The following is a 17,129-nucleotide window of genomic DNA, read 5'->3' as shown; positions in this document are numbered from 1 at the left end:
GTGAAAGGGCTTCCAGCGCTACGGGTTGAGCTCCACCACCGCGTCGGCTTCCTGGACGTGCACGCCGGAGGTGGTCGCGTTGCCGACGGCCGCCACGCGCGAGCCGCCCAGGATGACGACGGAGTGGGCATACGGATCCGGCGGTGGCTCCAGTGGCAGGGGCTGCACGCCCGCGTCCTGCACGGGCTTGGGGCCCTTCACGCCGCCCGAGTAGAACGAGTCCGCCAGCACCTCGTGCAGCACGGACACGTTGAGGATGCTCTCCTTCACGGTGGACGCCGCCGAGTCGATGCCGAGCACGCTCTTGTCCACCAATTGGAGGGCCTTCTTCGGGTCGCCCTCCGACGCGGCCAGCACGGAGCGCACCTGGCCCTGCACGTCCTCGGGCTTCTCCGCGTGCATCGCGACGCGGTCCACCAGGTCGCGCAGCGCGCTCGTGGGCGAGTCGTCCGTTGGCACCGCGATGCCGTAGAGCGTCCGGGCGCCCAGGCGCACGTCCATGGTCGCGGGCAGCTTCGAGCGGATGTCCTCCACGGTGGGCGGGTTCAGCACGGCCTTGGTGGGGATCTCCGCGCGGGCCTGCGGCTGGGGCGTGGGCGCGGGCGTGGTGACGAGCTCCGCGAGCAGCGTGGAGAAGGCGTCGCTCGCCACGTCGCGGCGGCGCTGGAGGCCGCCCAGGAGCAGCTCCTGGTCCAGGGGCACGCCCAGGGTGGAGCCGCCGCCCACTGGAATCTGGAGCGTCAGCTTGTCGGCGGGCATCGTCCACTGGGGGCGCACCACCGGCCGGGGCGGCGTCACCGTCTCCGCGCCCAGCACCACGTTGCCGGTGAACGTCACCGGCGCCTTCTCCACGCGCAGGACGACGACGTTCACCGCGTCCAGGCACTGGCACCGGTTGCCGCTGAAGACGGTGGAGTCCGCGCGGCGCAGGTACACCGCGCCCACGCCCCCCTCGCTGCGCAGCTCGTTGCCGGACACGGCGGCGGAGATGACCGCCCCGCCGTTCCCCAACAGCAGCAGGGCGGGCCCTCGAGCGGTGATGTCATTGCCCTCCACCTGCACGCCCCGCTTCGCCTTCACCAGCGGGCGCGGGAGGATGGGGATGGGCTTGACGAGGAAGTCCACCAGCGCGGGCCGCACCAGCGCCGCCGACGCCGTGAGATAGCGCGAGGCCGCCGCGCTGGCGCTCAGGGCGGGCGCGAAGTCCGCGGCCGTCACCGCGAGCGCGCGGTTGAGCACCGGCCCCGAAGCGAAACGCTGCTTCAGCGAGCCGATCTGCACCAGGTCCTCCACGCGCGGCACCGAAGCGAGCGTGGCCACGGCGGACGGCGCGGGCTTACCGGGGACGGTGCGGCCGTCCGAGCCCGGCTTGGGCACCGGATCCGTGGCGAGGAAGGGCACGCGCGACAGCTTCGCCACCAGGTCCGGCGGCAGCGTGTCGGTGACGACGAGGACGCCCGCACCACCTCCCCCGCCGCCCTCGTGGCGCACGGTGTTGCCGCGCACCACCGTCTCCCCCCGCCAGTCGATGGCCACCTCGTGGAGCACCGCCTGCGGCAGTGAGTTGCCGCTCTCCAGGAAGACGTTGCCCTTCACCACCAGCTCGCCGGAGCCCACGAAGGTGGCCACCGCCTGCCCCAGGCCGGGCTCGCCCGCGGTGGGCAGCCCCGCGCACGCGAAGAGGTGGTTGCCGGAGACCACGGTCACGGACAGGTCCGGCAGCATCCGCAGGCCCGCCACCGCGCAGCCCTCCAGCCGGTTGCCCTCTATGTCCAGCAGCGAGCCCGGATCGGTGGGCGCCTCCGTCAGCAGGTGCCCAGCGGCCCCCAGCGCGGTGATGCCGGTGACGGTGTCGCGCACGGTGTTGTTCGCCAGGCGCACGCGGCCCTGCACACCCGACACGAAGAGGCCGTCCGCGGGCAACGGGAAGGTGTCGAAGACGGGGTCCACCAGGTCGCCGGGGTCCGGGGCCTCGCCGCGCGCCAGCTGCTCCAGCGATTTGCGCAGCACGTTCAGGATGCCGTCCAGCTCCTGCATTCCGGTGACGACGGCGACGAGCGACGCGGAGACCTTGTCGGCGCGCTGGCGCAGGTACTCCTGGAGGCGCGCGACGCGCGACGCATCGTCCTCGGCGGGGTCCAGGGCTTGCTCCACTGCGCGCAGCAGCACCGCGGCGGCGTCCAGTTCGGCCGTCACCGCGCTGGACTTCGCGATGGCCTCCGCGGCGGTGGTGGCGGGCTCATCCACCAGCAGGTGCAGGGCCTGGCGCGCGGGCGTTCCGCCGTCGCCGCCGTTGAGGTCCGTGATGGCTGAGGTCACGCGCTGGAGCGCCAGCGTGCGGAACTTCCCCTGCACGCCCGCGATGTCCAGCACGCGCTCGTAGTGGGAGATGTAGAGCTGCAGCGACCCGGTGAGCACCGGCCCCGGCGCGAGCCCGCGCACCGCCAGCACCAGCGCGCCCAGGCCGGAGACCCAGCGCTCCAACGGCTCCGCCTTCACCGGTGCGGGAGAAGGAGGCATGGGCAGCACCGGGAGCACGTCCAGCGTCTGCACGCGGATGCGGTCCAGGAGCCCCCGGGCGATGGCAATCTGCTCCATGCGCTGCTGCGGCTGGGCGATGGCGGCGAGCACCGCCTGATGCGCCTGGAGCGACAACGTGGACATCTCCGCGTCGCCGCTCACCAGCTCACCCAGCTGGCCCACCGCGGTGCCGAAGGCGCGCAGCTGTTTCTCCACCGTGTCCTCGGATTCGGTGACGAGCCCCGCCGCCTGCCGGTCCAGGTTCGTGGCGTACAGGCCGATGGTGGCGGTGCGCCCCTGCGCCGCGACGCGCGCCGCGTCCTCCGGCGTGACCTCCACCGAGGGCAGCTGGCCGGTGGTGAAGTCCAGCACCTGCTTGAGCGTGGCGCGCATGCGATCCACCACCGGCTGCACCTGGCCGCCGGTGCGCTCCACGTCGCGGTAGTCCGCCTCCACCTGTGAGGCGAGCGCGGGGTGGACTTCCTGGAGCTGATCCGACAGGGCCTCCTTGGACAGGCGCAGCTGCACGAGCACGTCCGTGTTGTCCTTCGCGCCTCTGGTGCCGGGCTGGAGCGGAAGCTGTTGCAGCGCGGCGTTGGCGAAGGTGCCGATGATGGTCTTCTTGGGACCCACCGCCTGGCCGATGACGGGCTGCCGCGCGCGCTGCACCTGCGCCTCGCGCAGCTGCGCCACCTGGCTCAGCGCCCCAGCCAGCGTGACCAGGGCGGGCAGATTGTCCGGCGCACCCTGCACCCGGCCCAGGGCCTTGATCAGGACCTCCTTCACGTTGGTGGGCAGGCCCTGCACCAGCGAATCGAGGGCACCCTTGATGCGGTCCGCCGTCTTCGCGACGGCGTCCTTGCCGGACACGGTGGCCAGGTCGAACTGGGCCACCATGTCCCACGCCTCCTGGGACACGTCGTCTGGCGCGGTGAAGCTGGAGGCCCGCGCCAGCGACGAACGCACCGCGTGTGACGTCTGGGTGTGGTCGTTGAAGCCCTGGGCGGCGCGCATCTCCGCCACGTCATGCACCAACGCGTCGAGGACGGAGGCGGGCGTGCTCCCCAGGTCCGTCAACTCCAGCGCCAGGGTGTCCAGGGGCCCGTACAGCCCCCGGCCAATCTTCTGGCGCCCATCCTCGTTGGCGCCCGTGTACTGCAACACGGTGGAATACATGCCCACCACGGCGCCGTGCACGTCGGCGCGCTCCGGGCGGACGGTGGCGTTCGTGACACTGAGTTGCTGGAGCACCTGGGTGATGGGCGGCAGCTTCACCGGCCCCGTCACGGGCGGCGGCTGCGTCGTCGTCACCGGCGCATGCACGCCGTCCACGTCGTTGCCCTCCACGGTGATGCCGGAGCCGGACACCACCGCGATGCCCGCCGCGCGCACCTCCGCGTCCGGAAGGCCGGGCGCTCCATAGGCCTGCGTCCGGCCCACCTGGAGCAGCCGGTTGCCGCGCACCTGCGCCTCGTCCACGCCCGCGAGCACCACCGCGCCCCGGAGCGTCAGCCGCTCCAGCCAGCGCAGCGCTGCGTCCAGCGGGGCGCGCACCCGGGTCGTGGCGTTGGAGAGCAGCGCCTCCACCAGCGGCCGGGGCCGGGAGCGCGCGTCCGTGCTCAGCGTGCCTTCCAGGCCCGGGTCCAGGCGGGACAGCGCCAGCGTGGTGTCCTCCTGCGACGGCACGTCCGCGAGCGCCACCTGTTCGAAGCGGTTGTCCTCCACGCGCAGGCGTCCCACCGCGCCGCCCGTGCCCCAGGTGCGCACCGCCGCGTCGCCCAGCCCGCGCACCACGTTGCCCCGGATGCGCACATCGAACACCGGGTGCGGACCGCCCAGCAGGATGCCGAAGCCCGGCGTGGCCTCACCGTCGCCTTCGATGCGGTTGTCCACCACCTCCACGTCCGCGGCGGGGCGGCCGTTGGACGCGCCGTCATCCAGGCCGTCCCCCACGACGATGCCGGCCACCACGCCCAGCACCGACGCCGCGGGCACGGCCGGCAGGGAGATCCACGACTCGCGCACGCGCAGCGCCCGGCCGCACAGCTGGATGCCCACCTGGAACAGGCCGTCCGACACGGCGTTGCGGATCTCGTTGCCCACGACGTCCACGCCGTCGCCCGCGACCTGGATGCCCACGGCCGCGGATCCGAGGATCTGGTTCTCCGCCACCACCACGCGGTCCACCGGCCCCGCGAGGCCCCCTTCCGCCAGGTCCTGCACGAGGATGCCCACGTGGAAGCCCTGGATGCGGTTGCCGCGCACCTCCACTCCGGCCAGGCGCCCATCCGCCACGTGGATGCCCGTGGTCGCCTCTCCCAGGGGCTGGAGCCGGTTGTTGATGATGGTCAGCGCGTCGACGAAGAGGCCCGCGCGCGGGAAGGACGCGAGGAAGCGCTCCGCGAGGTATGGGGCATACGGCGCCACCGCGATGCCCGTCGCCGCGCCCACGCGGTTCTCGTCGATGACGATGCGCGCGCAGGTGCCCGTCACCAGCACGCCCGTCGCCTCCGAACCGGCCTGGTTCGCCTGGATGTGGCAGCGGCGCAGCGTCACGCCACTGGAGTCCGCCAGCGTCACCACGCCGTGCGGCAGCGCCGCCAGCGCGTCGAGCAGCGGCTTCGCCTCCGGGACGTCCTCCAGCGGCTGGCCCGGGTGCTGGCGTTGCAACTTGCGCAGCTGCACCAGCGTGGCCACCACGGAGCCCGCCGCGCGGCCCTGGCCGGGGACGATGGCCTTGATGCGGTCCGCGACCACGTCCACGAAGTCGGCCTCGGCGGACGGGTGCTTCACGTCGTCCTCTTCCAGCACCCGGTCGTCGTCCACCTCCACCAGCGGCACGAAGCGCCGGCCGTCCGTCGTGGCCACGCTCGCCTTCACCGCCTTGACGACGGGCTGGAGGCCGCCGCCAATCACCACGTCCTCGAAGGGGGCCTCCACCAGCTTGAAGTCCTCGATGCGCACGTCGCCGTCCAGGCCGCAGCGGTCCATGAAGAAGGCGCCGCCGGAGCCCTGGGTGCGCAGCTCGGTGGCCTCGCCGTCGCCCAGCAGGTGCACGGAGGACAGGTTGCGCAGCAGCACCGGGTGCTCCAGCTTGTAGCGGCCGGAGCGCACGAAGATGGAGCCGCCCTGCCCGCCCATCCGGTCCACCGCCGCCTGGAGCGCCTCATCCCCGGTGATGCCTTCGAGCAGGTCCTGGTCCACGTCGCCGAAGCTGCGCACGCCGTCGCCCACCACCACCGTGAAGACGCCGGGGCCGATGACGCGCTCGGAGAGCTCCACCAGCCGGTCGCGCACCTGGGCGAGCGGCAGGTAGCGCGGGCGCAGGTCCTGGAAGGTGCGCACCGCGCCGCCCGTCACGCGCGCCAGCGGCACGCAGTGGTGCACCGGCCCGTGCACGGGCGCGTCCGTGAGCTGCTCCACTTCACCCCGGGCCGCGCCGTCCGCCGCGCGCACCCGCACGGTGAAGGACCAGTATTCCGTCGCGCGCCCTTCCGTGTTGGCGAAGGCCAGCGTGATGCCGTCGTCGAAGCGGTAGCGCACGTTCGGCACCAGCAGGTCGCCGCTGTCCCACCGGCGCACCACCGCCCCCTGCGCGGGAGTGAAGGCCCGGCCCAGCGTGCCTCCCACCGGGAGCGGCACCGGATCCGTGGTGAGCATGGCGCTCGCGTCCGCCAGCTCCAGCTTGCCCGTGTCCGCCTGGACGCCGCGCAACCGCCGCAGCACCGGCAGCGACGGGCCTTCCGGCTGGAGCCGTGTCACGCGGTCCTCGATGACGACGAGGTCGCCCGCGCGCAGCTTCGAGGCGCTCGCGGGGGAGACCTGGAGCGTCATCGCATCCGCCGCCGCGGGCGCGGTGAGCGGCAGCACCGTGGCGCCGTTGTCGCGCGACCACAGCACCACGGGTTGCGCGCCGCCCCGGAAGAACTCCACGCGGAAGTGGAGGTTGTCGGAGCCCGTGTAGCCCTCGCCCGTGGAGGCGTTCTCCGTGGCCAGGCAGCGGTCGCGGCAGGGGTCCAGCGGCTCCGGCGGGAAGCGGTCCGGCAGCGCGCCCTTCGGGATGTTGGTGGTGAGGCGCGCTCCGCTGGTGGGCGTGGGCAGGACTTCCGCGTCGGTGGCGTTCAGCCCCTGGAGCGCTCGCACCTGGGTGACCAGCCTCAGACGCACGGTGGTGTCCTGGCCGTCCAGCGCGGGCTCCTCCAGGAACGCGTCGTCGAGCTGGGTGGTGGTCTGCTCCCAGCAGTCGAGGAAGAAGAAGTGGTGCCGCGTGCCGTCCGTGGGCAGCGCGGCCAGGGGGTCCGCCTCCGGCAGGTCCGGCTGCGCGGAGTAGCGCAGGTCCTGCTCCAGGAAGATGCGCACGCCGTCGAGCAGCATGCGGCCCGCGCCCGGCAGCGTCCCGTCACCGCCCCTGATGATGACATCGGCCCCCAGCGCCGCGTCCTCCACGCGCAGCGCGGTCACCCACGTGCGGGCCACGGGCGGCAGGCCCAGCACGCCCCAGGACCGCAGCTTCGCCGGGTCCACGCTCGCGAACGCGGAGACAGGGAAGCGCACGTCGTTCCAGCCGGTGGGACGCTGGCCCAGGCCGGCGGAGATGATCGTCTCGTTGCCTTCCGTGTCCGCGACGACCACGCGCAGGTCGATGATCTCGTCGTCAGTGGGCGGCCGTTCGAAGCGCAGGCCGATGACGAGCGAGGAGGCGGTGAAGGAGGTGCCGTCCGAGCGCGGCACGGCCGTGAGGTCCAACGGCTCGGGCAGCGTACGGCGCAGCGCGATGTGGCCCCGGCTGCGCACCACGAAGGGCAGCGTCTCCGAGTCGTAGCGGTCCAGGCGCAGCTCGCGCGGGATGGTGCGCTCGTCGCCCGCGGGCAGCCCCTGCCCCGTCCAGCCGAGCACGTTGCGGATGGGGTCCACGAGGTACGTGTCGACGATGCGGAAGCCGTCGTCGGGCGAGCCCTCGGCGACATCCGCGGAGCGGCGGCGCGCGTCCACGGTGCGCAGCCGCACCTCCTCGTTCCAGTCGGCGTCGAGGCTCATGCGCCCCATCTGCTGGTAGACGCCGGAGAATCGCCGGGCTTCGTCGAAGCGGGACCTGGAGGTGTACGCTTTCACGGTCATGGTCGGCTCATCCGAATGAGGTCGTCCTGGCTGCGGTCGGCGTGGAAGGGCGTCACGCCAATGGGCATGCTGTCGTCGGTGCGTGCGTACAGTTCGCGCTCGTGGCTGGAGCGTTCACCGTGGGCGCCGGGGACTCCGCCGCGCTCGGAGGCGTGGAGCGCTTCGGGGCCGTTGTTGTCGCCCAGGACGAGATAGCCCGGGTCCGTCTGGCGGTTGGACTGGAAGGACACCGAGTGCACCCGCGACTGGTGCGACACCGGCGGCTGTCCGCCGCGTGCATGGAGGCTGTAGCGCAGCCAGCCCAGGTCCGGCCGGTCCGTGCGCACCTCACCCGCGAAGGCGCACGACGAGGCCTCCAGAACGCCCGCCTCCGTGGCGCCCAGCACCGTGCAGTGCCGCAGCCTCACGGTCGCGCCCGCCGCGCGGATGGCGACGGCGTCGCGGTCTCCGGCGTCGAAGGTGCAGCCCGCGGCGATGAGGTGCACCCAGGGCGGCAGTTCGATGACGCCCACCATGCAGCCGTAGAGGCGAAGCTCCACGTCGGCGGGAGGCAGCGAACGCCGGGCGCTGATGTCCTGGTGCCCCCCACCTGGCATCCACAGGCCCACCTGTCCGGGCGCGCCCAGGTTGCACCAGCGCAGGTCCGCCTGCCCGCGCGCGAGCACCAGCTCCAGCCGCCCCGCGAGCCACAAGCCCGCGAGCCACACGCGCGTGGCCGCGCTGCCGCCGAAGCCCGGGTAGAGCGCCAGCGAGAGGCCGTGCTCATCCGCGCCGATGCAGGGCACCGCGCCGGTGTCCGCGGCGAAGAGGGACAGCCCGCTGTCCAGGCCCTGCGACAGGCGCTCCGGCGGCAGGCGCGGCGAACCGATGAGGCCCAGCACCGGGGGCGCTCCGGACTGGAGCCCTTCCGCGACGGTCGCGACGATGGGCCGCTCCTGGCCTCCGGCCGCCAGCACTCCGCCCGCGCGCTCCGGGGAGATCCACGCGGTGACGGGAAGGCCGGTGCCGGAGCGGTCTCCAGGACGATCCGGCGGTTCGATGAATGGGAAGTCCGGCTCCGCCCACTCGGCGGGCGGACGGCGGTCCGGAGGAAGCAGCCCTGCGCCCAGCGAAGCGCCCCGCCCTACCCGCGCGGAGACGGTGACTCGGCCCACGGGCGCGTCGTCCTGAAGCACGACGCGGCCCAGGCGCGGATCCACGGTGATGATGCCGGAGGCAAGGCTTGGAGCGAGCGTCGTCCACGGGCCCAGGCTTCGCTGGCGCAGCTTGAACGGCTGGCGCCGCAGCCGCCCGGGCACCGAGTAGCGCCGCGCGCCGCCAGCCACGGAGGCATCCCGGGAGTGGTACGCGCCACCGGGCCGCGAATCGAGCGGGAGCGGCTGGCCCTCGCGGAGTTCGATGAACACGGCGCCGTCGTTGGCGACGTTGAAGCGCAGGAGTTCATCCGGAAGCAACGCGAGTTCTGGAAGGAAGGCCAGGTAGCCGCGCCCGCCCAGCGAGAAGACGACCTCCGACGCGGGCAGCGGCGCCGGATCCACGACGAGCACGCGGCCATCGACGTACAGCGCTTCGCCCGGAACCGGAGGGTTCGTGCCGGTGGGCTCCAGCGGTCCCGTGACCCAGGCGCCCTCGCCTGCCGTCAGCGTCATCCGGAGGGGACGCGTCGTGTCCGCCCAGACGAGCGCCTCCACGCCATCAGCGGTCGGAGCCGCCACGAGCATGCCGGGCAGGTTCGCTGTGATGGGCAATGGAGCCAGGGGACGCCAGGCCGGGCTCGCGGAGGCCGGGTCGCAGGACATCACCGGCACGGCCAGTTCGCCCGTCACGGCCTCGCCGCCCAGGAGCATCAGTCCCTGCGGAGTGCTCAGCAGCGTCGCGGCCTTGCGCTCCTGGCGGTTGCGCACCGCATGGGGGCGCCACGGTCCGCCCGCGACTGGCAGCGACCAGAGGTCTCCCGTGGGCGCGCCGCCCAGGTCACCGCCGTAGACGAACAGCCGGCCGCCGCGCACGCACAGGCTGGGAGCCAGACGCGCGGAGGGCTGCCGTGGGCTCGCGGCATCCAGCCGCGTTCCCGTCGGCGTCGCGGAGGCCAGGCCCGTCACCGACCATACGCCCAGCTTTCCTGTCCCATCCGGCGCCACCAGCAACAGTGCGTCTCCGACGACGGCCAGGGACATGCCCGGACCGTCCGGAGGCAGCGCACCGCCCAGCTCCGCCACCTGCCAGGGCGCACCGTCAGCGCTCGCGTCGAAGCGGGCCAGGCGCAGGCTGCCATCCGCGAGGTGCTGCTCGATGCGCGCGACCCAGGGTGCGCCCGACAGGTCCACGCGGACGGCGTTGCCTCGAGGCGGCCCCTGGCGCAAGCCCGCGGTGAGCGTGCGCCACGTGCCATCCACGTCGCGCATGCGCGGCTCGCCGCCCACCCGTTCAACGAGGAGCGCTGCCGTGGTACCGCCCAGGAGCTGGTTCGCCTCCGGCGTGACGGTGACGGTGTTCAATACGTCCGATACCAGCTCCGTGGACAGCAGCACCGTGTCCGAGTTCTCACGCGCGGCGAGCAACGTGAGGCGCCACGTGTCCCCAGGCGACGGCCGGCCGCGATCCGCGAACCGGAGCGTGGGGACGGGCCCAACGGGCGCGGTGGGCAGGGGGCCTCTCAGGAGCGGCAGGGCTTCCGGTCCCACCAGCGGAATGCCGTCGACGGAGACGGTGATGGCGCCCGCGCGTTCGGCTGAGTCAGCGTCCTCAGCCAGCGCGGTGGGGGTGAGCAGCATCGCCGCCGTACGCCCTGTCGTGAGTGACGGAGGTGCGGGCTCATGGCGCGCGGTGAGACCTCCGGTGAGGTCCGCACGCTCCAGCGGCTTGAGCCACACCAGGGGACCATCGCGATCCAGCGGTTCCACACGAAAGCCCCTGTATCCGTTGGGCAAGGTGTGCACGGTGGCCGGGGTGACCTCCTCCAGCTCCACGGGCGTCAGGCGCGCGGTGCGGATGAGGGCCACGTCCGGACGCGCCCAGCCCAGCAGGTCCAGCGTGCGTGGCGTCGCGGCATGGCGGCCGGCATCCGCGCTCCCCAGCCGGCGCAGGGCCTGATCCAGCGTCTCCCCCGGGGCAATGCCGATGATCGGGCCCCGCTCCGGGACACCGTCACGTGGACGCTCGATGCCGGGCGAGCGGCGGGTGAGCGGATCCGCGAGGCCGATGGGATCCCAGACCACCGCGCTGCGGCCGCGCCAGGGCAGCACGTCATTGAGGTCCTGGGTCTCCAGCAGCGAGCGGAAGGACTCATCCACCTCCGCGTCCCACTGGCTGGTGACGGAGAGCACCTCCTCCAGCGACGCGAGCGTGCCCTTCCGCCGGCGCCACGCCACCGCGCGAGCCACCACGCCGCGCTGCACGCGAAGGTCGTCGGTGAGCAGCCGGGCGCCCATGAGCTCCGCGAGCAACGGCAGCGCCTGCGGCCCCGCGCGCTCCACGAAGTGGTCATCCCAGAGCTGCTCCACGGCGCGGGAGAACGCGTCCAACTCCATGCCGAGGACAGCGAGCAGCTTGAGGAACGGCTGATCCGCGAGCGTGGAGTCGCGCGCCGTGTAGAGGCCCGGGAGGAGCTGGATCAGTCGCTGCGAGGGAGGGCTCATGGGGCCTGAACCTCCACGACGAGCAGCGTCGCGGCCTCGCCGTAACGCGCCGCACCAAGCGCCCGAACATCAATGCCGTGCCCCTTCCGCCCGATACGGTCCAAACCTGTCCGACTGTCGGACCGGTTCCCGACGCTCGACTGGAGCGGAGGTCCCCGGCCCCCGTCCTCCGAACTGGTCCGACTGTCGGACAGGTTTTTCCTTCCCGATTGGAGCGGCGGTCCCCGGCCCCCGTCCTCCGAACTGGTCCGACTGTCGGACAGGTTTTTCCTTCCCGATTGGAGCGGCGGTCCCCGGTCCCCGTCCTCCGAACTGGTCCGACTGTGGGACAGGTTTTTCCTTCCCGATTGGAGCGGCGGTCCCCGGCCCCCGTCCTCCGAACTGGTCCGACTGTCGGACCAGTTTCCTCTGGCCGGTTGGAGCGGCAGCCCCCAGCCTCGGTCCTCCGAACTGGTCCTGCTGTCGGACCGGTTTCCTCTGCCCGGCTGGCGCGGGGGGCCCCGGCCTCGGTCCTCCGAACTGGTCCGACTGTCGGACAGGTTTCCGCGGCTCGGCTGGCGCGGGGGGCCCCAGCTGCGGTCCTCCCAACCGGTCCGACTGTCGGACCGGTTCATGCCGTGCACCGCGGCCGGGAGTCCCCACAGGGTTCTCTCTTTCTCAGCCATGGAGACAGAGCCCATGTCCGTGGGCCTGGGGCGGGGGCCGGTCCGGCGCATCGAGGCGTGGCTCATAGGTCCTGCGCCTCCTCGTAGAACAGCGCGACGCCGTCGCTGTCGCCGGACGGCGGTGCCCACGCGAGCAGCTCGCCGGGCGCGGTCACGATGCGTTCGAAGAGGGCTGGCGGCGTGCCCTCACGGTGCAGCCGCTGCACCACCACCGAACGCAAGCCGCTGATCCCCGCGAGCGCGCCGTACACGTCTGACAGTTGCAGGTCCTGTCCCAGCTCCACTCGATCCGGATCCAGCAGGCCCAGCTCACGCTCCGGGTCGCGGTCCACGCCCAGACGCAGGCGCGTCTCCTGGAGCACCGCGACCGGATCCGCGCCCTTCACCACTCGCAGCAACACCCGCAGCCGCACATCCACGCGCTGGCGGTTGGTCAGGTGCAGTTCCACCTTCGGCGCCACCCGTGCCGCCAGATGCGCGTGCAGCGCTTCCAGGTCGGACGCGCCCAGGGCCGCACCTTCCGGTCCGGCCACCACCACCCTCAACGACCGGCGGCGCACGGCATCGCGGAACACGTTCGCGCGGTGCACGCCGTCGAACACCAACGTCAGCGCCCGCACATCCGGCAACGACACCGCGCGGTCCATCGCGCCCACCGTGGCCGGCCCTCGCACACGTGCCAGTGCTGGTGCCTCCGGATCCGTCCCACCGGCGAGTGGCAGGGGGTTGAAGGTCTTCTCCACGCAGGGGTGCGGAGTCGCCATCGCCAGCAGCCGCAGCGCGGTCCGGTTGCCACCCGTCCCGCGCCCCACCCGGTAGCGGACCCGCACCTCCGCGGCCAAAGGCAACGCCGAGCCGTGGTCCTCGCCGCCGAAGCGCAGACGCGCGGCACCGGCTGGCAGCGGCTCCACCGCGAACGCCAGTTCATCCGGCGCGGCGTCCAGGAGCGAATCCACCGGATGCCACGCGCGCCCCCCCACCGTCAGGGACACCTCCGGCCGGCGGCCTCCAGCGTGGCTCGGGTCGCGCAACCACGTCACCGGCCCATGGAGCAGCGGCACCGTGCGCAGGTCCAGCGCGGGCACGGCGACCTCTTCCACCGTGGAACCCTCGCTGACGAGCGTGTTGTTGCCCAGCAGCACCACTCGATCCAGCGAGTACGAGCGCGACAGCGGCGGCTGGAACGTCACCTGCGTCATTGGCGTGCGCTGGCCTGGCGGAATCTCCGTGCGGACGCGCAGCACGCGCAGCGCTTCGCGGTAGAGCCGCTCCGTGCCCTTCGCGCCGCCAGGGCCCAGGCGCCCTACGTCCTCGGCCAGCACCAACCAGTCCCCCGGACGCACTGGTGGCTCCTGCGAGGTGAGCCCGGACGCATCCGTCAGCGGCAGCAGGTAGAGCGAGTCCGTCGCGGCACCCGCCACGCCCAACGGCCGTGCCACACCCGACTCCGCGCCGAATGCGAGGTCGGCCCGGTTCAGCGCCTCGCTGCCCTTCAGGATGACGAGCTGATCCCGCGCCTCCTGGATGAGGCTGTTCACGAAGGCATCCAGGAACGTGACCATCTTGTCCAACCGGACGGCGTGCACGGCCGGGTCCTCGTCCGCGCACGGGGCCAGCGCCTCTTCCAGCGCGGCCAGTGCCTCCGCCTGCCGCTTCTGCAGATTGCGAAGCTGGCGGGCGAGGATCTCCTGCGACTCGGACAACGCACCGATGGGGCGACCGGGCGGCGGCACCGCCTGGGCCACGACCTTCTGGGCCTCGCACAGCTCTTCGCAGAGCGCGTCCAACGTGCTCTTGCACGCGGCATCTCCACCCAGGTCCAGCGTCTTCATCAGCGACGCCAGCTTGCGAGCATCCTGCTTCGCACGCGCCACCCGCCGCTCCTCCAGCGGACCGTGGCGCTGCACCTCGATGCGATCCTGGAGTCCCGCGACCACCGACCCGGGCCCGAAGATGCCGCCCGTGGGAGCGGGAGCACCGGGCTCACCCGCCTCGCCGGAAGGCGCGCCGGTGCCTTCACCCGTTCCACCCGTGCCACCAGTCCCTGTTCCTCCCGTCCCCGTTCCTCCGCCCGTGCCAGTGCCCGTCCCCGTCCCCGTACCGGTGGGAGGAGGCAGGAACGCACGAAGCTCGTTGAGCTCCGGCAGCAGGCGCAGCGGCGCGAGCGTCTCGAAGACGGCGGCGGCCTCTTCCCCTTCCGCCGCCGAGTTCACCGCCGTCCCCGCCGGCAGCGTGCCGCGCACGTTCGCCTTGCAGCGGAAGTGCTGGAGTCCCACCGCCGCGGTGCCCGGGCTCGGCCGATAGCCGATGTGCCCGAGCAGCTTGGAGACGGAGTCCTCCAGCCGCGCGGTGGCGAGGAAGCCCTCCTCCGCCCACGCCTGCTGGTACGTCCACAGCACATGCAGCGCGAGCGCCACGCTGTCGAGCAGCCCGCGTCCCAGGTCCACCGACGAGGGCGCCGCGTACGCGAGCGGATTCCACGTGGGCGCTTCATCCAGCCGGGAGAAGACGATGCGCGCGGACTCACCCAGCCGCGTGCGGAGCTGCTCATGCGTCAGCGCCTGGTGCGTGGAAGGAACGCGGCTCATCGCAGCCCTCCACAGACCTGCACGGTGAGGATTCCTTCCGAGCCCGGCCAGTAGCCACCCCGCGCGGTGGCCACCTCCTCCGGTCCAATCGGAATGACACCCGCCTCCAGCCGCTCCTGCGCGTGGGGCTCCAAGCGGCGGAAGCGCTTCACCCGCACCGCCGTCACGCCCGGCACACGCAGCACCGCCTGATACAGGTCCGCGAGCTGCACGTCGCCGTTCAGGCCAGAGCGGTCCGGATCCAACAGACCGCCATTGCCGGCGATGGCGCCCACCACCTCGTCGCGCACCTGATCCGCCTGCGCATGAGGCGAGGCGTCCACCTCCAGGTCCAAGTCCAGCGGCACCCATCTGGGCGGCAGCGCTTCCACGTCCACGCCCAGCAGGCGGATCTCCTCCAGCCGCCGCCGCACTCCCGCCCACCGACGCAGCAGTTCATCGCGGTCCAGCGTGTCCTCGTCACGCAGCAACACCGTGACGCGGATGACGGTGCGAAGGTCCCGGTCCACGACGCGCGCGGAGGCCCCGGCCACTTCCGGCAGTTGCTGAAGCATCCGCACGTAGTCGTCGACGGTGACGGCGGACAGCGGCTGCGACACTCCCGCCGGTGCGCGGTAACGGATGGAGTCGAGCGACTCCGCATCACGCCCCCCCACGGCAGTCAGCGGATTGTCCACGCGGACCAGCAGGCGCACGTCGTCCATCGACTGGGCCAGCAGCTCGCCCGCGGACGCGGAGCGCTGCGGATCCAACGGCACCTGAAGCAGCCGCGTGAGCACTCCCTCCCCCACGTTGGCCACCGTCCCCAGGCCGATCCGCAGCGACAGTCCGAGCGTCGTCTCCCGGGGCGGCAGCGCCGCGCCGTTGACGCCATCGCCCCAGCGCAGGCTGGAGCCCCCCGTGGGCGTCGCACGCAGCACGAACACCTCATCCCCAGGCCCCTGGACGGACAGGTCGTCCACCAACGTCCAGGGGTCGTCCTCCACGCTCACCTGGAGCTGGGGCGTCCCGCGCCGCGACGTCTCTTCCGGCAGTGGATACCCGGAAGCCTGCACGCTGACCGGGTGGAACGGCAGCGGATACTCGCGCTCCTGGCTGCCATCCACGATGGGGGACAGCAGCGCGCGCCACTGCGCGAGGCTGCGCGCGAAGGGCTCCGCCGAGTCCGCCTCCAAGCCTTCCTGAAGCGGCGTCACCGGCAGCCCGTGATGCGCGGGCACCACGTTGCCCAGCACCGTCGCACGAGGCCCGGGCGCGGGGTCCCCAGGGGCCAGGAACGCTTCCGGCGCGAACCTGCGGGGATCCCACCCGACGAAGGTCGTATCGGTGGCGAGCGTCACGGACGTCACGCGCACCACGTGCCCGCCCTCGCCACGTCCCCGATAGAGGATCAGCCACCGGCCGGGCTCCAGCTCCGGATAGAGGCCCGCGAGCATGGCGCCGGTGTCGCCCAGCTGCACGGACTCAGCGAGCGTCACGACCTCCAGCCGGGGGAAGTACGACAGGGGCGACTCGGTGACGAACACCAATGAGTGCTCGTCCGTGGAGACATTGGCCACCAGCGTGCCGGCCGGAATCTCCAGCACACCGCCCCCGGTGAGGAACTCCAGCGCGGTGGTGCCCGGCGGAAGCACCGGCAGGTGCAGCTCATCCAGCCGGGCCTTCACCAGCGCCGCGAGCGCCACCGGATCCAACCGGAACCGCAGCATCACCGTGGCGGAGAGCCCCGGGTCCGGCACGGAGTCCAGACCGCGCGCGTGGTCCTCCACGGAGCGCCGCAGCCGGGCATCCTCCAGGAAGCCCTCCACCACCGCGCGCTCCTGCTGATACGCCAGCGAGTCGAGCTGCGCGGCCACGGCCTCCAGCAACATGGTCGTGAAGTCCGCGGGCCCCCGGTCCTCCCACGGCGCCATCACCGTGCGAGCCCGCTCCAGCATCACCGCCAGCAGCGACTGCGCATCACGGGCCCGGTAGTCCACCAACGCCCCAGGCGCTGGCCGCTCCGGCGCCGCGAGCCAGGGTCGAGGCTGCGGATCCCGCACGTCACACCCCGGCACCACGTCCGGAGCCCACGCGCCCACGAACGGTGCCGGGTCACGAGGCCCATCCCCCGGCACAGGCACCGCGGCGCGAGAGATGGCCGCATCCGGCACCAGCCGCAGGTCCACGGTCTCCGGGGGAGGCAGCCCTCCAGCGAGAAGCACCGGAGGCACCTCGGGAGCCCCGGGCGTCCGGTACGGCAGCGGCCCCACCTCCAGGAACGGCAGGCCCGCACCCTGCGCGAACAGCGCGGGCGAAGCGGCCAGCTCCGCGTCCGTCTCCAGCACGAAGGGCGCCCCCACGATGGCCGTGAAGAGCGAGTCGTACGCGCGAATCTCCCCGGGCCCCAGCCGCAGCCCATGCGCATGCCGGTGCCACGTAAGCTGCGCCAGCAGCAGTTGTTCCGACTGGAGCCAGCCCGCGTGCACCGACGTCCAGGCCTCGGTGCGCCGCACCAGCGCCGTGCGCAGTCCTCCTTCCAGTTGCAGCGCGGTGCCGGTGATGACGAAGAGGGAGCAGTCCTCGACGGCAATCCCCCCCGGCGTCCCCACGTCCAGCAC

Annotated in this window: 4 protein-coding genes; all 4 read right to left on the bottom strand. The window is 72.7% G+C overall.

What is annotated here, in order from left to right:
• Positions 1-18: 18 nt before the first annotated feature.
• Positions 19-7,638 carry a right-handed parallel beta-helix repeat-containing protein gene (locus D7X32_RS01945; RefSeq protein WP_120600779.1) on the bottom strand — a complete coding sequence of 2,540 codons (7,620 nt, stop codon included), beginning with the start codon at positions 7,636-7,638 and terminating at the stop codon, positions 19-21.
• Positions 7,635-11,276 (bottom strand): phage tail protein, encoded by a 3,642-nt coding sequence (locus D7X32_RS01940; protein WP_120600778.1) that lies wholly within the window; start codon positions 11,274-11,276, stop codon positions 7,635-7,637. Before D7X32_RS01940 ends, D7X32_RS01945 begins: the two co-directional genes overlap by 4 nt.
• A 727-nt stretch (positions 11,277-12,003) precedes the next feature.
• Positions 12,004-14,529, bottom strand: coding sequence for a baseplate J/gp47 family protein (locus D7X32_RS46140; protein ID WP_158625582.1), 2,526 nt, complete (start codon positions 14,527-14,529; stop codon positions 12,004-12,006).
• Positions 14,526-17,129: baseplate J/gp47 family protein (locus D7X32_RS01925; protein ID WP_147449980.1), on the bottom strand; the 2,604-nt coding region annotated here is incomplete at its 5' end. The genes D7X32_RS01925 and D7X32_RS46140, both read right to left, overlap by 4 nt.

It is taken from the genome of Corallococcus carmarthensis, from assembly GCF_003611695.1.
Classification (GTDB): domain Bacteria; phylum Myxococcota; class Myxococcia; order Myxococcales; family Myxococcaceae; genus Corallococcus; species Corallococcus carmarthensis.
The sequence above is the reverse complement of the archived record's forward strand: the minus strand, read 5'-3'. Positions and strand labels throughout refer to the sequence as shown.